The sequence below is a fragment of the Mucilaginibacter sp. GW821-FHT07H05 genome (assembly GCF_059418485.1).
The window spans coordinates 824,200-841,399 of record NZ_JBWKPY010000001.1; the positions used below are offsets into that span (position 1 = coordinate 824,200).

The window sequence follows — 17,200 nt, forward strand, 5'->3', positions numbered from 1 at the left end:
TCGATAGAGCAGGGGGTGGGTGATGCGTAGGGGCGAAAGAGAAATCTTATACGCGCAGACAGTCTGCGCGTATAAGATTTCTCACTATGTTCGAAATGACAAATTAATAGATCTCAACGTTTCAAAAACTCATCATGTGCTGCCCTTGCAATCCGGGCAATAATCAATTCACGGATAGCTAAAGGATCGTAGGAATCGGTAATAAAAACAGCTATGGCCAGATGGCGTCCGTTCGGCAGGATGATGATCCCCACATCGTTGGTTGCAGGTGTCAAGCCTTTATCGTTAGTGGGCGAAGTGCCTGTTTTATGGGCAACGGGCGTACTGACAGGCATCATGCCTTTCAGCCGTTTTGGCCCGGTTGATGTAGCCAGCAAGGCCCGCCACAAAAAGTCGCTGCTGCTTTGTGATAGTACCGACCTGTTGAAGATGTTGTTTAAAAGCTGCACTTGGGTATAGGGCTGGCACCAATTGCTATACTGTACCGGCCATGCCGCCGCCATTTGCGCTTCGGACGCTTTAATAGCAATAGCGCTGATGCCCAGGCTGTGCACAAAATCTTCTACCGGTTTAGTGCCGCCTAACTGTTTCAGCAAAATATCGCAGGCATTATTATCACTTAGCGATATCATGTAATTGATTAAAATATCAACAGGCACATCTACATTACCTTCCGGATATTTATCGCCCAGGGGGCTGTAAGTAGGGGGCAGGTCGGCTTTAGTGATATGGATAGGCTGGTTCAGTTTAAAGCGGCCACGGTCAACCTCGCGCAGTACGGTCATGGCTATGGCCAGTTTGGCTACGCTATGCAATACATAGCGGTCCTGATTGTGGTAGGTAAGGGTATCGCCCGTTTCCAGTACACGCACAGCCACACCAACTTTACCTTTTGATGAAGCGGCAATGCGGCTAATCTCATCCCGCAGGGCCTGGTGTTGGGCATTGGCGGTAAAAGTGCTTAGGCTAAACAAAAAAACGGCAGGGAACAGATATTTACGCATACCCAAAACTAAGCATTTTTTTAAGCCGGGCGATGGTTTTTATAATAGATATACGAGTAAATAACCGGCACAAGCACCATAATTGCTACTGCGGCGAGGAAAATTATACTGGTTATTGTACCTGTTAAAAGCAGGGTACAAATGGTAAGTGCAATACCGCCAACAAACCAAACTTTTGCTGCCAGGCGATGTGTGACGCGCCAGGTATCCTCGTCCTCCAATGTCCAGGGGGTGCGGATGCCGGCAAAATAATTTGGCTTAATATTATTCATCATATTCCCCATAAATGCAAACAGCAAGCCCATTAGCGGGAATAATATTTTATCTATTTTAAGTCCCTTATGTATGGTGGCATAAGTAATGGCAATACTAAGCGCCGTTAAAAACAATAACACACCCAAAGCCAGTTTACCATAAACCGATTCGCCATATTTGGCCTGTTTTTTAGGGTCGATACTGGGTAGGAAACGCATTAACAGGTACATCAGCGCGCCAACTCCGGATATCAATAATTCGGCCATTACAAAGCTGTTGCGGCTGCCGTAGCCATTTGGCTGCCCATCAGCGCCATAATGCATCGGCACAACGGCAGGCAACGAACTGTAGATCATATAAAGGTATATCATCGGCAACAGCCAAATGATGATAGCAGCGCCGTCAAGGGCATTAAACTTTTTCATTGTGTTATTATTTATTGTTTTGTGTGAATTGCATAATCCATTTCAGCATTTCGTCCAGCACGGTAGTGTTAAGCGAGTAGCTGATAAACTGTCCTTCCTTAACCGAAACCACCAGCCCCGCCTGCCGCAACAAGTCGAGGTGATGCGAGATGCTGGGCTTGGAGATATGGAAGCGGTCGGCAATATCGCCGGCAGTCATATCCTTATCTTTCAGCATTTCCAGTATCTCGCGGCGGGTTGGATCGTTAAGGGCTTTAAAAAGTGAGTTCAATTTTGTTGTTATTAGTTATTTAGACAAATATCTAAATGTTATGTTACAATAGAATATTATTTAAAATTTAACCACAAAGCGCACAAAGGGAGAACCACAAAGAGCGCAAAGATTTAAGGTATTTTCAATAGTATTTAACTTTTACTTACTATTCATCACTAAGGGCCTTAGTGTACTTTGTGAAAAAATCTTTGTGCGCTTTGTGGTTAAATCGCCGTAAAATCCACACTAAAATCATTAAGTTTAAATCGTCAATAAACTCTTATGAATACTCCACAAACCACCACCCATCGCATTAAATCCATTGTCGGCGGCTCGCTGGGCAATCTGGTAGAATGGTACGATTGGTATGTGTATTCGGCCTTCTCCCTTTACTTTGCCGATTCGTTTTTTCCATCGGATAACCAGGTAGCGCAGTTGTTATATGCAGCGGGTGTTTTCGCCCTTGGTTTCCTGATGCGGCCTATAGGCGGTTGGGTAATGGGTACCTATGCCGATCGTAAAGGGCGCAAGGCAGCCCTGACAGCATCAGTAATGTTAATGAGCATTGGCTCGTTAATGATAGCCGTGGTGCCGGCATACAATCAAATTGGCATAGCCGCGCCCATTATATTGGTAATTGCCCGCGTTATTCAAGGCCTTAGCGTGGGTGGCGAATACGGCACCAGCGCCACCTATCTCAGCGAAATGGCAACTAAAAAGCACCGTGGTTTTTACTCGAGTTTTCAATATGTAACGTTGATTATGGGCCAGCTCACAGCCCTTGGTGTGCTGATATTATTGCAGCGTGTATTCCTTACATCGGCGCAACTGCATCAATGGGGCTGGCGCATCCCTTTTGCTATCGGCGCGTTTTTGGCCATTACGGTGATGTACCTGCGCCGCAGTTTGCAGGAATCGGTAGAGATAAATAACGGGCATAAGCCGGACAGGGGCACCCTTAAGGCATTAATACAACACCCCCGCGCGGTATTAACGGTTATTGGTTTAACGCTGGGCGGTACGGTAGCTTTTTATACCTATACCACCTATATGCAAAAGTTTTTGGTGGTTACTTCGGGCTTTAGCAAAAACACGGCTACGCTGATATCATCGGCAACGCTGTTTATTTTTATGTTGTTGCAGCCTTTATTCGGCTTACTGTCTGACAGGATAGGCCGCAAGCCATTGCTCATCGCTTTCGGGATATTAGGGGCATTGACAACAGTGCCGTTGATGTATAGTTTAGGCAATACACATCAAACGTGGACAGCTTTTTGGTTATTAATGGCCGCGCTGGTTATAGTAAGCGGTTATACCTCTATCAATGCTATTGTAAAAGCCGAGCTTTTCCCGGCGCATATCCGCGCGCTGGGTGTGGGTTTCCCTTATGCCATTGCGGTATCTATTTTTGGTGGTTCGGCAGAGTGGGTAGCATTGGAGTTTAAAAACCACGGCCACCAGGAGTGGTTTTACTGGTATGTAACCATCTGTATCGCGATATCGCTGGTAATCTATTGCACAATGGGCGATACGCGCAAGCATTCTAAAATGGAGGACGTTTAAATAGGGGCCCGGTTGCAGGTTAATAAGAGCGCGGATTAACAAAATTATTACCTTTGGCAAATGATCAAGGTTAGTTTACACGGCGCCGAGTTTTTTGCCCTGCACGGCTTTTACCCCGAAGAGCAATTGCTGGGAAATAAATTTGTGCTGGATATTGACGTGGTGTTTTATACCGGGGCCGACCTGACCGGCGATCATATTGCCGATACGGTAAATTACGAGCAGCTTTATGCTATTGCCGAAGAGGAAATGCGACATACCCGCAAACTGCTGGAAGCCGTGGCGCAATCCATAGCCGATAGGATCAGGGCCGGTTATCCTTATGTAGATAATATCCGTGTGGAACTAAAAAAACTGAACCCGCCGCTAAAAGGCCGTGTGGCCTACTCGTCGGTTACGGTTACTAACGATAAATAGTACTGATGCAATACAACAAAATAACTGAAGATATTTTAAAGGCGATAACGGCAGTTGTTGGGGATGCCGCTGTAATAACTTTACACGAAGACCTGGAGAAATACAGTCACGATGAAACCGAGGACCTGCATTACTATCCCGAGGTTGTGGCTAAACCGAATACGCCAGGGCAGGTATCGGCCCTGTTAAAGCTTTGTAATGATAACCTGATCCCCGTTACGCCACGTGGAGCGGGCACGGGCTTAAGCGGCGGCGCGTTGCCCATATTAGGCGGCTTGCTGATCAGCATGGAACGCTTTAATAACATTATTAAAATTGACGAGGATAACCTGCAGGCAACCGTTGAACCCGGCGTAATAACCGAAATGTTTATTGATGCGGTGGCAGAAAAAGGCCTGTTATACCCGGTTGATCCGGCCAGCAAGGGGAGTTGCTTTATCGGTGGTAACGTATCGCACGGATCGGGCGGGCCAAGGGTGGTAAAGTATGGTACTATCCGCGAATATATCCTTAACCTGCAAGTGGTATTGCCCAACGGCGAGATCATGTGGACGGGGGCCAACACCCTGAAATACGCATCGGGTTATAACCTGACCCAATTATTTATCGGATCGGAGGGGACGTTGGGTATCGTTACCAAAATTGTGGTGAAACTGATACCGGCGCCAACACAAACGGCTTTAATGCTGGCCTCGTTTACTACTAACGAGGCGGCTTGTGGGGCGGTATCGGCTATATTTAGGGCGGGTATTGTGCCATCGGCTTTGGAGTTTATGGAGCGCAGGGGAGTGGAGTGGGTAATTGAGCATGATAACATTGTATTTGATTTGCACGATGGCATCGGCGCGTTTCTATTAATAGAGGTTGACGGTACCAATATGGATGTGATATTTGATGCCTGCGAAAAGATAAACCTGGTACTGGAGGAATTTGATTGTAAGGATGTTTTATTTGCCGATACCGCCGCCCAAAAAGAAGAGTTATGGCGTATGCGCCGTACCATGGCCGAATCGGTAAAATCAAATTCGGTTTATAAAGAGGAGGATACGGTAGTTCCCCGCGCGGCTTTACCGCAACTGATCAATGGAATTAAGGAAGTTGGTTCGCGCTACGGTTTCGAGTCGGTTTGCTATGGTCATGCCGGCGATGGTAACCTGCACGTTAACATCATTAAAGGCCAAATGAGCGATGAGGACTGGAACACCAAACTAAAAGGCGGCATCCGCGAGATATTTGAGTTGACGATAGCCCTTGGCGGCACCCTCAGCGGCGAGCACGGCATTGGCCTGGTACAAAAGGAATATATGCCGCTAAAGTATTCGGAAATGCACCTCGGACTGATGCGTGGAATTAAAGCGGTGTTTGATCCTAATGGGATCATGAATCCGGGGAAGATATTCTAATTTACACCATGTTATTGCGAGGTACGAAGCAATCGCACACTCAAAGAGCGATCTTGCAAAGTTCGCGATTGCTTCGTACCTCGCAATGACAAACTTTTAACCTAATCTCTAATCACTAATCTCCAATCACTCGCCGAAGGCGCTCAATTCGTATTCGTAATCAACCCTGGCTCATCATACTCAATCATCCGCTGGCGCTCGTGTTTGGGGATGCCTATAGGTTTTTTAGCGCTGTAATCATAGCTTACGCACAGGCTTTTTCCTGTGGTGCAAATTTCCTCGCCGTTGGGGGTTACTTTTACCAGTATGTGCATCACATCAAAGCTGCTGTTGCCAATGCGCGATGTACGTACGTAGCATTTTACCTGGTCTTCCAAAACCAGCGGTTTCAGGTAATTAATTTCAGATTTACCTAAAATTACCCCGGCCTGGCTCATATCCCACTGGATAATTTCTTTCCAATAAGTTTGCCTGGCAATTTCAAAATAAGTAAGGTAGATCGTATTACTCACATTTCCGAAAGCATCGATATCCGAAAAACGGATGTGTATAGGGGTGCTAAATTTATAATCAGCTAAATTTTCAGCCATTGTATGTCTTTTTGTCGGTAGATTATTAAGTATAGCGGACATTTTGTCTGCTATATGGGTTAAAAAACGCGTTGGTATTTGCTTTGATTAACCATTTACGAAAATAATAAAAAACAAAACCTTAGGAGGATATAAAATGACTTTAGTAAAATTTAACAACGGCCACAAACAACATGCAGTTAATCCATGGTTTAATGATGTATTTGACGCGATAGTTAACGACTCGTTTATCAACGGCAAATTACAAAGCAAAAGCCCGGCCGTTAACATTGCCGAAACCGAAAATGAATTTCATATTGAGCTGGCCGCTCCCGGCTTAAAGAAAGAAGATTTCAAGATCAGCTTAGACAAAAACGTATTAAGCGTATCGGTTGAAAAGAAATCGGAAGAAACCGAAGAGACTAAAAAATACAGCAAACGCGAGTACAGTTACCAATCATTCGTAAGGTCGTTCACCTTGCCTGATAGTGCTGATTACGCAAAAATTGAAGCCCAGTATACCGATGGTATATTAAACCTGAACATAGCTAAAAAGGAAGAAGCTAAAATTCAGTCGCGCGAAATTGCTGTGAAATAATTAAAAGAGCGTTTTCATAAGAGTAGAGTGGTTTGATTAGTGATGGAAAAGGCCGGTTTGCGCAAGCAGCCGGCCTTTCTTTTATCATGCTATTTGGAATGGAGAGAGAATCTTATACGTTAATAATTATCGCTTAGAGATCGCTCTTTACCACACTTTTAATATTAATTCAAACTCGTTATCCCTTTTTCGGCCACCAGGTGGATAGCATAATCCTTCCGGATAGGGCTGTAGGGCACTGTATCATTAACGGAAATATAAATTGTACCCAAATCCTTTACATTGTAGGTTTGGATATCGCTGTAGCTGGTACTGGCTAATAAAAACGATGAGATAGAATTATGGATCATGTTAAACTGCGAAACATCATCTGTAATGATCTCAACAAAAACCTTTCTGCCATCCGAGCGTAATTCAACCGCCGATTTTGTGCCGCCGGGCATGCTGGTCAGATACCGCCGGTTATTGGTTTTTTTATTGATCTTAACAATAGCATAGCCCTTTGCCGTCAGGAAGGTATCGGCCTTACCCAGGTTGTTTTCCAATAAGTATTTCAGGTCTTCGTAAGAGATGAGTTGCTTTTGCGCGAAGCAGATGAAAGAAACGCAAAAAAATGACATAAATAAAATTAATGTTTTCATACGTTTGCGATTATATATTAAAGTTAAGGCTTTTAAATTGAATTAATCAATAGTAAAAAAAATTAAAACCATAACTTTGCAACAATAATTTTACCATGTCTGTTACAATCAATCTTTCACGCGTTAGCGACGATTTTGGCTTCGAGGCCAGCGACCAAAACGGTCACACTGTTAAAATGGATACCAGCCCCGAAAGCGGCGGTAAAAACTTTGGCGTACGCCCCATGCAAATGCTACTGATGGGTTTGGCGGGCTGTTCGGCTATTGATGTGATCAGTATCCTGAAAAAACAGCGTCAGGATGTAAAAGACTATAAAATGGTAGTGAACGGCGACCGCGAGGCTGGCGTTGAGCCATCATTATGGAAAGATGTTACGATGGAGTTTCACCTTTACGGAGATATTGATGAAGATAAGGCCAAACGCGCCGTTGAGTTATCCGTTGATAAATACTGCTCTGTTGCCGCTACGTTAAAGAACGCCGGCGCTGCTGTAAACTGGCAGGTATTTATACATCCGGCTGAATAGGGGCGATGAGGACCGGAATTATCATCATTCTCTCTATTCTGATATTTCCATTTGGGGCATTCACTCAAACTAATGCTGACCGCATAGCACATATACGGTCTGTATTTCAAAATATCAATTCGGACAAAACACTTAAAAAGATTGATATTGAGACTGATAAGCTATCGGGAATCGATCCTAATTATCGGCCTACAGATAATGGACAGGTGTTAACCGGATATTTTAAAGATAGTAAACTTGTTAAAGTCACCTACTCGTTAGGTTTGTCATTCTGCATAAAAACATTTGATTTTTATCTGGAAGATCAAAACGTAATATTTATTTATGAGCGACAACAAAATTTCGTACCTAATAAAAAAACAAATTCATTAGATTATACGAAGTTAAAGACGGCCTTTGAAGGGCGTTATTATATACATGAAAATAAGTTGATCCGAAAAACTATGAAAGGTAACTTGAATGGTAAAAGTGTTGAAGCGATAGATCTGCTACATTCAAAAATGCCGGAGTTTTTACGGATGCTTTCTACTCAAAATTCAAATAATCCTTAGGCCGATTCGTATTAACATCAACTTGTAGGGCTTTTAGTACTATTTTATTGTTTCTCTATAATAAACAAATTCGGCTCTCTCCTGGTGCTGTACAGGATCAATTGCCTGTGCTTATGTATACTAAAAGGTTTTACGCTATTAATCCATCGTTAATAAGCGGGCGTTGTAGTTACTGGCACTGATGTTGAATATACTATTATATGTTTTGATATCAAAGCATGTATAAACTCAGAATACTACCATAGTATTATAAATCTAAAAAAAATCATGAAACTACATTTAAAAAGAACATCGCTATTATTGTCGGGTCTTTTTATCGGGGGAAGCCTTTTCGCGCAATCACCCGATTCAATTGCCACCGCAACTTATGTTAAACCATTTTCACCGGCCAGTTCCTTTCGTACCTGGTCAATAGGTATACATGGTGGCTCTGCATCAAATTACACACCTTTTCAAGGTAAGGAAGATTGGCATACTCAAAAAATAAATTTGGGCTATGGCGCTTATATTAAAAAGCAGATATGGCATTCATTTGGCATACAGGCTAATTTTTTCAGAGGGCAAATTGAAGGGACCGACCCCGCGTTAGGTACCACATTTAAAAAGTATAAAACAGATATTAATTACGCGGCCGACCTTAGCGCGGTAATTACCCTTGCTAATATTAGCTGGAGTAACCAACAGGGCGGTATGCAACCTTATATAACTGCCGGTGGTGGTTTAAGCGGTTATAAGCCAACTTTATATAATGCATCGGGCGTAGCAACTCCCGGTTACCGTAACGGTGAAAACATTAAAGAATTTTATGTGCCGGTTGGTGTTGGCTTAAAATTCAATATTGCATCGGGTGTAAATATCGATCTGGGTTACCAGGTTAATTTTATGCATAGCGATAATCTTGATGGCTATACTACCGGTGGCAATTACGATCAGTTCTCATACGGGCATATCGGGTTGGAATTTGCCTTAGGCAAAAAATCAAAACCGCAGTTGGCTACACATAACCCGGTAGCATCTATGCGTACCGAATATACCATGAAGGAAATAGCCCTGCAAAACCAGATTGCGGCAGAGAAAGCTAAAAGCGACCAGTTACGTAACGATTTGAACACTACTAACGCAAACTTAGCCGTAACAAACGCTAACCTGGCTAAATTTACCATGGATAGCGACAATGACGGTGTGCCTGATTTCTTTGATAAATGTCCTAATACACCTGCGGGTACCAAGGTTGATGGTGCAGGCTGTCCTTTACCCGTTAATAAGCCTGATGTAAAGGTATATGTAACCGAGGAAGACAGGAAAGTAGTTAAGGAAGCCATCAGGAACCTGGAGTTTGATTTTGGTAAAGCAACTATCCGCGCTAAATCATTCCCAAGTTTAGATAGGGTAGCCGAACTGCTGGTCAGCAAAAATTTTAGCCTGAAACTGGCCGGGCATACAGATAATGTAGGCTCTAACGATGCCAATCTGAAGCTTTCAAAAGACCGTGCCGAATCGATCAAATCATACCTGGTAAATAAAGGCGCCAATGCTTCGCGCATTGAAGCTACAGGTTATGGCGAAACACAACCGATAGCTACTAACAAAACAGCTGCCGGTCGTCAGCAAAACCGCAGGGTTGAGTTTACCTTATTTTAGACCTCACTCTAAATCCCCCTCATTTGTAGCGGAATTTTAAAACAAGAAAGGCGGATCAATTTGATCCGCCTTTCTTGTTTTAACAGGAGGGTAATTTACACCCGTTTGATATCTGCGCCAAGCGCTTGCAGGCGTTTATCTATATGCTGATAACCGCGTTCTATTTGCTCGATGTTATAAATGGTTGATTTGCCCTGGGCCGATAAAGCTGCTATCAGCAGCGATACGCCGGCACGGATATCGGGCGATGTCATGGAGATGCCCCTTAACTGTACCTGTTTATCTAAACCGATAACAGTAGCACGGTGCGGATCGCACAGGATAATCTGGGCACCCATATCCAGCAGTTTATCTACAAAGAACAGGCGGCTTTCAAACATTTTTTGATGAATTAATACCGAGCCTTTAGCTTGTATAGCTACAACGAGGATAATACTGATCAGATCGGGGGTAAAGCCCGGCCATGGCGCATCGGCAATGGTCATGATAGAGCCATCAATAAAAGTCTCTATTTCGTAATGGTCCTGGGCGGGGATAAAAATATCGTCGCCACGTAGCTCCAGCTTAATACCCAGGCGTTTAAACGTATCGGGGATCATCCCCAGTTCTTTATAATGTACATCCTTAATAGTGATCTCGGATCCGGTCATCGCCGCAAGGCCAATAAACGATCCGATCTCTATCATATCGGGCAGCATCCTATGTTCTGTCCCGCCTAATTCGGTTACACCTTCAATGGTTAGCAAGTTAGAGCCTATACCGCTGATCTTTGCACCCATGCGGTTCAGCATTTTACAAAGCTGCTGCAGGTAGGGTTCGCAGGCGGCATTGTAAATGGTGGTGGTGCCTTTGGCTAAAACAGCCGTCATCACAATGTTAGCGGTACCGGTAACCGATGCTTCATCCAGCAAAATATAGGTACCCTGCAGGTTAGATGCATCTACATTATAAAAACCGGTTTCTGCATTAAAATCAAAGCGCGCGCCCAATTTTTCAAAGCCTACAAAGTGGGTATCCAATCTGCGTCGGCCAATTTTATCGCCACCGGGTTTGGGGATAGATGCCTTACCAAAACGGGCCAGCAGCGGGCCTACTATCATTACCGATCCGCGCAGGCTGCCGCCTTTTTGCCTGAATACATCCGACTCGAAAAAATTCAGGTCGATATTGCTGGCTTCAAAAGTGTAGGTATCTTCGTTAAGGCGCTCAACAGCCACGCCCATATCGCCTAATAACTCAATCAGCTTATTTACATCCTTAATATCAGGAATATTGCTGATGGTCATTTTTTCGCTGGTCAGCAATACGGCTGATAATATCTGCAACGCCTCATTTTTAGCGCCCTGTGGTATAATTTCGCCTTTAAGCGGCTTGCCGCCAATTATTTCAAATGCGTTAGTCATGTTTAGTTCATAGTTGATGGTTCACAATTAGTTCATGGCTGATGGTTCATAGTTCATAGCCGGTAAGATTGGTTATACCATGAACCATGATCTATGAACCATGAACGGCGCAGCCCAATTAGTATTTCCTGCCGCCGCCGGGGTTACGGTTACGGTTGTTCTGGTTGTTATTATTACGGGGGTTGTTGTTATTGGTACGCTGGTTGTTATTATTGTTATTGCGCGGGTTATTGTTACGCGGATTGTTATTACGCGGGTTACTGGCAGGCGCGGTACGGTATTCAACTTTATTCAGGTTGATGTTGTCTTCCAGTTTCAATTCGCCTTTTGATAGTTCGCGCAAATCGGCCAGGATACTTTCATCAGCAACCGAATCTTTGTTCCATTGCACGTAAGCCATTTTCATAAAGTTGGCAATGGCCTGCACCATGTGTTGCTTGCGGGCCGGCTCGTCAATGCTTTTTGCTTTTTCTATCATCAGCTCTATGGTTTTGCCATAATGCTTGTACCTGATACGCTGATGCGGATAACGCAATGGTTCGGGCTTTAAATGGATAGCCTCTACCGAAGGTATGGGGTAGGGCGAATCTACATCAATCTTAAAATCGGATATGATATGCAGGTGATCCCAAAGCTTATGCTTAAAATCGGCTACATCGCGCAGGTGCGGGTTCAGGAAACCCATCAGGTCAATTACTACCAGCGCGTATTTGTTCCGTTCTTCTTTTGAAGGGAGTTCCACAATGTATTTAACCATGTTCTGAACGTTGCGGCCGTATTCAGACAGTAATAGTTTTTTCCGTGTTGAGTTATAGTCAAAATTAGGCGTTTCTTGTAAGGCCATATAATTAATATTTTAAATGAATATTGTATAATGAAGACTGAAATTAGTACAGATCCTGCCGGATGAATCAACAGCGGGCGACTAAAGTTGAATGATAGAAGAAGTACAAATGTACCTCATTTGTTTTACAAAACAAAATGGCAGGATAGGGTTAACACAACTTAACACAATTTTGAATTTTTATTTTATAAATTGCTGTTTATCAAATATTTGTAATTTTTTATGGCAAAAAAGTGTTAACCCTAAAAAACGCTTTTTATATTTAACCCGGTTTGGCATTAAATAAAGCTGTTTATACAAAATGATCATCACTAAAATAGATATATACCGTTTCAGTATACCCATGGAGCCGTTCACTATTGCTACCGGCACTATGGATTATGCGCAAAATACCTTTATCCGTGTGCATACCGACGCCGGTTTTTATGGCGTGGGCGAGTGCTCGGCTTTCCCGATGATCGTTGGCGAAACGCAGGATACCTGCCTGGTAATGGCGAAGGATTTTGCCCGGCTATGGAAAGGTCAGGATCCGCTGGATATCCCCGCCCGCTTGCAGCAACTACACGATTTTACGGCCGGTAACACTACTATAAAAAGCGCGTTTGATATGGCCTTATATGATATTGCAGCCAAAAATGCCGGCTTACCCTTGTGGCAGTTTTTAGGCGGTAACCCGCGGGTGATTGAAAGCGATATTACTGTTGGTATAGCTAAACCCGAAGTAATGGCCCAACGGGCGCTGGCTTTCCGTAACGAAGGGGCTAATTATTTAAAAGTAAAGCTGGGTAAAACCGCCGACGAGGATATCGAGCGTATCCGCCAGATCAGGGAGGCGGTTGGGCCCGATATGCATATCCGTATTGATGCTAACCAGGGCTGGACTTTTGACGACGCGGTTTATGCCCTGCAGGCCTTAGAACAATATGATATAGAATTTTGTGAACAGCCCATGCGCACCTGGTTTGACGACCAACTGCCCGAACTGATGCGGTTATCGCCGGTTAAAATTATGGCCGATGAAAGTGTGTATAACCATTACGACGCGCTGAAACAGATGAAAACCAATTCGTGCCATTATATCAATATCAAACTGTCAAAATCGGGCGGGATAAACGAGGCGATAAAAATTCACGATGGAGCGGCCGAACGGGGGATTCCCTGTATGATGGGCGGGATGCTGGAAAGCAGGATAGCGTTAAGCGCCAAGCTGCATTTGGTATACGCCAGCCCAAACATCAGGTTTTTTGATATGGATACCTGCAAGCTGGGCCACCTGGAAGATCCTTGTGTAAACGGTGTTACTTACGATGGTTATTTCCTGAAAATGCCCGATGCCATTGGCATAGGCGCTGATGCGGATGACGCATTTTTATCAAAATGCGAGTTAATTAGTGTTTAGTTAATCAAAGATTAGTTGAAAAACGCGTTAAAGCCTAATCTCTAATTAACTAATCTCTAATCACTAACCTTAATGTCTCGGCCTTTTGGGGTTAAACGCAACCAAATATTGCAGTTCGGTATTGTTGGTACCGCCGGTTTGCAGGTTGTTGCGAATGTCGGACTTTACCTGGATCAGTTTATCCTTTACCAGGCCAAACATTTCCGATAAGATCTCGGGCAATACTTTGGTAGCGATAGTAGGATGGTATCTTTTTTCAATAAACAACTTTTCGTCCTGCGTGGCAACGTTTAGTTCCCAGCCTTCGTCCGGCTTAAAGCCAAATTCGCGCGCGGTGTTGTTTAAATCATAAACATACATTGTGGCTTGCATTTCTACTCCTTTATTGGTTGCCATATTATTTCTTTTTGTTGGGTACGGTATCTATTGATGATGAGCGGGTTTTGCCTGCCTGATAGTCTGATGGTGCGCCTTTGCCAACCGGGTTAGGTAGTTTCTTTGTTTCTTTTTTAGCGCCTTTGTCTTTACTCATGGTAATGTTATTTATGGATATATATTTGTGTTAAGAGCCTTATAATAAACCCGCTACTTGTTAAATTGATAACAAAGGGTATAGTGAAAAAAGCATTATTATGAAATGCCTGTTAGATAGTCCTGATGTTAGTATAGCAAAAGCTTAAATACTGCCGGATCAGAAAACTGGCAATGCCTAAGTAAATAGGAATGAGTGTGGGTTATGATGAATTTTAATAAAGATAGGGTTTTATTTGGGAACTGAAAGGTTTATTAAATATTAATGAGTACCTGCCTTTAAATTTACCGCATAAAAATAGCGATGGTGTTAAACCATCGCTATCCCCAAAAATCCCATTAATGACTCAATGACTCAATGACTCAATGACTCAATGACTCAATGACTCAATGACTCAATGGCTCAATGACTTAATGACTCAATGACTATTCCGCCGCCGCGCTTAACTCCGCAAAATACTTGTGGAACAGCGGCAGGGTTTCAATGCCTTTATAATAGTTGTAAATGTCGTACTTTTCGTTTGGCGAGTGCAGGGCATCGCTATCTAAGCCAAACCCCATTAATACGGTTTTAATACCTAATTCGGCTTCAAACAAGGCCACAATAGGGATGCTGCCGCCGCCGCGTGTTGGGATAGGCGCTTTACCAAACGATTGGGTAATGGCCTTTTGCGCCGCGCGGTAAGCGATGCTATCTGTGGGGGTAACTACCGGTTCGCCGCCGTGATGCGGGGTAACGGTAACCTTAACATAAGGCGGTGCAATTTTGATAAAATGATCGGTAAACAATTTGGTTATCTTGTCCGATCCCTGGTTGGGTACCAAACGCATGGAAATTTTGGCATTGGCCTTTGAGGGGAGTACGGTTTTAGCGCCTTCGCCAATATAGCCGCCCCAAATGCCGTTTACCTCTAAAGTTGGGCGGGTGCCGGTACGCTCGAAGGTTGAATAGCCTTTTTCGCCCCAAAGCTCATCCACACCCAGGTCTTTTTTATATTCATCCTCGTTATAGGGCGCCGAGTTCAGCGCTTTTTTTTCATCGCCGGTTAGCTCCAGTACATCATCATAAAACCCCGGAATGGTAATGTGGTTGTTTTCATCGTGCAGGGAAGCTATCATTTTTGCCAGGATGGTTGCCGGGTTAGCCACCGCGCCGCCATATACGCCCGAGTGTAAATCGCGGTTGGGCCCAACTACTTCAACTTCCAAATAGGATAAGCCACGCAGCCCGGTTTCTAACGAAGGGTCTTCCATACTGATCATGGAGGTATCCGATATCAGTACCACATCGGCCTTTAAGCGCTCTTTATTAGCTTTAACATATATACCCAGGTTATTTGATCCAACTTCCTCTTCGCCCTCAATCATAAACTTAATGTTGCATGGCAGGGTATTGGTTTGCATCATCAGCTCAAATGCCTTTACATGCATATAAAACTGGCCTTTATCATCGCAGGCGCCACGGGCAAATATTTTACCGTCGCGTATGGTAGGTTCAAAAGGAGGGGTATGCCATAGTTCCAGCGGATCGGGCGGCTGCACATCGTAATGCCCGTAAACCAACACGGTAGGCAGGGCAGGGTCAATGATCTTTTCGCCGTATACAATAGGGTAACCTGCGGTAGGGCAAACCTCCACATTATCGGCGCCGCTGTCAATTAGCTTTTTGGCTACGTAATCGGCAGTTTTTAATACATCGGCTTTGTATTTTGGGTCGGCGCTAACGGATGGGAAGCGTAATAATTCCAGCAATTCATCCAGCATGCGCTGTTTATTGGCCTCGATAAACTGTTTAATATGTTGCATTATATTTAGTTTGCAGCAAATATAAAATCTATTTATTGAGAATACGGATTGTGGATATATTTCCTTTTTATTCCCCGTTAAAATGCCCCGTTAAATCTTTATTTTTCAGGCCGTGCAACAAATGTGGTCGGTTTTAAGTCTGATGGTTTTAATTATAAGATAAAATGCGCTATGGTATCCTATTTGCATATTAATTAATAGCCAGGTTAAATTAAAATAGATTGTTGACTGTTAGGCTATTAATATTGTGGTAATTTGTATATTTGTTAAATACTATTGGTTAGGCTTTGAAAAGGAATAATAGTAATTATCGGCAGATAATTTACGCTACACTTATTTTGATCTCCTCTTTCATATCGGCGCGTGCTCAAACGCCGAATTGCAGTTCCGCCGCCCGTTTTTACAGCAAGGATAGTATCAATATCACCACCTTTGGCGCCAGTACAATAGCCGGTGTTGGTGGTTTTGGTTTTCAGGACAACCTGCGGCAAAATTTTGAGAATTGTTATACCGGTAAAATCATTGATATCACCAATAATGGTATTGGCGGCGAAACTACCACACAGGGTTTAACACGTTTCCCAAAGGCAATTGAAAACCGCACTGGTTTTATAATTATCTTAATGGGCGCTAACGATGCACAGGCTATTGTAAATAAAAAGATGAAGCTATCTGATACCGAAAAAAATATGCGGTATTATATCGAAGAATCGTTAAAACATAACCTGATCCCCATTATTGGTACCATACAATTTTACAACGATAAGGATAACCAGTTTTTGAAAAACTGTAACCTGGTGGTAAAGCAAATTAATAGCCTTTATAAACGGTTGACTATGGATTACCATATTTACCTGGCCGATGTCAATCAGTCGCTTGGGCGCGATTTTAGCCTTTACCAGGACCTTGTGCACCCTAATGCCAAAGGTTACAAGTTAATTAGTTTTGTAATGTTTGATGCGATAAATGAAGCAATTGAAGAAAAGCTGTTGCTGATAGGTATCGGCCAAAATTATCCTAACCCGGTGCGCGATATTACCCGTATTGGATATAGCCTATCGCAGGCAGGTAAAGTGCAAATTATATTGTATAATATGTTAGGTAAGCCTGTACGCACCCTTGCCGATGAATACCAGGGAGCAGGCTATCATGAAATACAGGCCAGCCTTGGCGACCTTAGCGCCGGCATGTACATTTATGTAATGCGTGTAGGCGGCCGGCAGTTAAGTAAAAAACTGTTAATTGTAAAATAGCGCACGTTGCCGCGTTTTAACTCACAGATCATCATCCTTTAACTCTGCCATAGCTTTAGTAAAAGCTATCACAAAACACATTCGCTAAAATTATCCCCAGCGAAAAAGTACGCCGGA

Annotated in this window: 19 protein-coding genes; 9 read left to right on the forward strand and 10 right to left on the reverse strand. The window is 43.5% G+C overall.

Features of this window, described 5'->3' with window-relative positions; translation table 11 throughout:
* Nucleotides 1-113: 113 nt before the first annotated feature.
* Genes bla through AC07M6_RS03490 form a run of 3 tightly spaced genes read right to left on the reverse strand, consistent with a single transcriptional unit; the run spans nucleotide 114 to nucleotide 1,955 of the window.
* Complete coding sequence (gene bla, locus AC07M6_RS03480; protein WP_494887523.1) at nucleotides 114-1,004, reverse strand: class A beta-lactamase; 891 nt, start codon at nucleotides 1,002-1,004, stop codon at nucleotides 114-116.
* Nucleotides 1,005-1,024: 20 nt separating this feature from the next.
* Nucleotides 1,025-1,684 carry an SdpI family protein gene (locus AC07M6_RS03485; RefSeq protein WP_494887524.1) on the reverse strand — a complete coding sequence of 220 codons (660 nt, stop codon included), beginning with the start codon at nucleotides 1,682-1,684 and terminating at the stop codon, nucleotides 1,025-1,027.
* Between the two features lie 7 nt (nucleotides 1,685-1,691).
* Nucleotides 1,692-1,955: an autorepressor SdpR family transcription factor gene (locus tag AC07M6_RS03490; RefSeq protein ID WP_494887525.1), complete on the reverse strand. Its 264-nt coding sequence runs from the start codon at nucleotides 1,953-1,955 to the stop codon at nucleotides 1,692-1,694.
* Between the two features lie 264 nt (nucleotides 1,956-2,219).
* Between AC07M6_RS03490 and AC07M6_RS03495 the strand changes: the two genes are divergently transcribed.
* Genes AC07M6_RS03495 through AC07M6_RS03505 form a run of 3 tightly spaced genes read left to right on the forward strand, consistent with a single transcriptional unit; the run spans nucleotide 2,220 to nucleotide 5,320 of the window.
* Complete coding sequence (locus tag AC07M6_RS03495) at nucleotides 2,220-3,500, forward strand: MFS transporter (protein WP_494887526.1); 1,281 nt, start codon at nucleotides 2,220-2,222, stop codon at nucleotides 3,498-3,500.
* A 60-nt stretch (nucleotides 3,501-3,560) separates the two neighbouring features.
* On the forward strand, nucleotides 3,561-3,917 hold the full coding sequence (gene folB, locus AC07M6_RS03500; RefSeq protein WP_494887527.1) for a dihydroneopterin aldolase: 357 nt from the start codon (nucleotides 3,561-3,563) through the stop codon (nucleotides 3,915-3,917).
* 5 nt (nucleotides 3,918-3,922) lie between these two features.
* Nucleotides 3,923-5,320, forward strand: coding sequence for an FAD-binding oxidoreductase (locus AC07M6_RS03505; RefSeq protein WP_494887528.1), 1,398 nt, complete (start codon nucleotides 3,923-3,925; stop codon nucleotides 5,318-5,320).
* A gap of 143 nt (nucleotides 5,321-5,463) precedes the next feature.
* Here AC07M6_RS03505 and AC07M6_RS03510 read toward each other — a convergent pair whose 3' ends face one another.
* Nucleotides 5,464-5,910 (reverse strand): acyl-CoA thioesterase, encoded by a 447-nt coding sequence (locus AC07M6_RS03510; RefSeq protein ID WP_494887529.1) that lies wholly within the window; start codon nucleotides 5,908-5,910, stop codon nucleotides 5,464-5,466.
* Between the two features lie 136 nt (nucleotides 5,911-6,046).
* Here AC07M6_RS03510 and AC07M6_RS03515 point away from each other — a divergent pair, with 136 nt between their 5' ends.
* Entirely contained in the window at nucleotides 6,047-6,487 is a 441-nt protein-coding gene (locus tag AC07M6_RS03515; protein WP_494887530.1) for an Hsp20/alpha crystallin family protein, read from the forward strand.
* 164 nt (nucleotides 6,488-6,651) lie between these two features.
* Here AC07M6_RS03515 and AC07M6_RS03520 read toward each other — a convergent pair whose 3' ends face one another.
* Nucleotides 6,652-7,128 carry a hypothetical protein gene (locus tag AC07M6_RS03520; RefSeq protein WP_494887531.1) on the reverse strand — a complete coding sequence of 159 codons (477 nt, stop codon included), beginning with the start codon at nucleotides 7,126-7,128 and terminating at the stop codon, nucleotides 6,652-6,654.
* A gap of 95 nt (nucleotides 7,129-7,223) precedes the next feature.
* Here AC07M6_RS03520 and AC07M6_RS03525 point away from each other — a divergent pair, with 95 nt between their 5' ends.
* The 3 genes from AC07M6_RS03525 (at nucleotide 7,224) to AC07M6_RS03535 (ending at nucleotide 9,847) form a co-directional block, all read left to right on the forward strand.
* Nucleotides 7,224-7,655: an OsmC family protein gene (locus tag AC07M6_RS03525; protein ID WP_494887532.1), complete on the forward strand. Its 432-nt coding sequence runs from the start codon at nucleotides 7,224-7,226 to the stop codon at nucleotides 7,653-7,655.
* A gap of 5 nt (nucleotides 7,656-7,660) precedes the next feature.
* Nucleotides 7,661-8,206, forward strand: a complete 546-nt coding sequence (locus AC07M6_RS03530) for a hypothetical protein (protein WP_494887533.1) — start codon at nucleotides 7,661-7,663, stop codon at nucleotides 8,204-8,206.
* Nucleotides 8,207-8,473: 267 nt separating this feature from the next.
* A complete protein-coding gene (locus AC07M6_RS03535) occupies nucleotides 8,474-9,847 on the forward strand; it encodes an OmpA family protein (protein WP_494887534.1) in 1,374 nt (457 codons plus the stop codon).
* Between the two features lie 95 nt (nucleotides 9,848-9,942).
* Here AC07M6_RS03535 and murA read toward each other — a convergent pair whose 3' ends face one another.
* Both murA and AC07M6_RS03545 read right to left on the reverse strand, forming a co-directional pair.
* The gene (gene murA / locus AC07M6_RS03540; RefSeq protein ID WP_494887535.1) at nucleotides 9,943-11,250 is read right to left on the reverse strand and encodes a UDP-N-acetylglucosamine 1-carboxyvinyltransferase; all 1,308 of its coding nucleotides are present in this window, start codon (nucleotides 11,248-11,250) and stop codon (nucleotides 9,943-9,945) included.
* Nucleotides 11,251-11,368: 118 nt separating this feature from the next.
* A complete protein-coding gene (locus AC07M6_RS03545) occupies nucleotides 11,369-12,094 on the reverse strand; it encodes a DUF4290 domain-containing protein (RefSeq protein WP_494887536.1) in 726 nt (241 codons plus the stop codon).
* A gap of 301 nt (nucleotides 12,095-12,395) precedes the next feature.
* Between AC07M6_RS03545 and AC07M6_RS03550 the strand changes: the two genes are divergently transcribed.
* The gene (locus tag AC07M6_RS03550; RefSeq protein WP_494887537.1) at nucleotides 12,396-13,493 is read left to right on the forward strand and encodes a mandelate racemase/muconate lactonizing enzyme family protein; all 1,098 of its coding nucleotides are present in this window, start codon (nucleotides 12,396-12,398) and stop codon (nucleotides 13,491-13,493) included.
* Nucleotides 13,494-13,562: 69 nt separating this feature from the next.
* On the opposite strand, the gene AC07M6_RS03555 is transcribed toward AC07M6_RS03550, so the two are convergent.
* The 3 genes from AC07M6_RS03555 to AC07M6_RS03565 form a co-directional block, all read right to left on the reverse strand.
* Nucleotides 13,563-13,889 carry a hypothetical protein gene (locus tag AC07M6_RS03555; protein WP_494887538.1) on the reverse strand — a complete coding sequence of 109 codons (327 nt, stop codon included), beginning with the start codon at nucleotides 13,887-13,889 and terminating at the stop codon, nucleotides 13,563-13,565.
* Nucleotide 13,890: 1 nt separating this feature from the next.
* Entirely contained in the window at nucleotides 13,891-14,025 is a 135-nt protein-coding gene (locus tag AC07M6_RS03560; protein ID WP_494887539.1) for a hypothetical protein, read from the reverse strand.
* 425 nt (nucleotides 14,026-14,450) lie between these two features.
* Nucleotides 14,451-15,830 (reverse strand): dipeptidase, encoded by a 1,380-nt coding sequence (locus AC07M6_RS03565; RefSeq protein WP_494887540.1) that lies wholly within the window; start codon nucleotides 15,828-15,830, stop codon nucleotides 14,451-14,453.
* A 338-nt stretch (nucleotides 15,831-16,168) separates the two neighbouring features.
* Here AC07M6_RS03565 and AC07M6_RS03570 point away from each other — a divergent pair, with 338 nt between their 5' ends.
* The gene (locus tag AC07M6_RS03570; RefSeq protein ID WP_494887541.1) at nucleotides 16,169-17,083 is read left to right on the forward strand and encodes an SGNH/GDSL hydrolase family protein; all 915 of its coding nucleotides are present in this window, start codon (nucleotides 16,169-16,171) and stop codon (nucleotides 17,081-17,083) included.
* Nucleotides 17,084-17,200 lie beyond the last annotated feature (117 nt).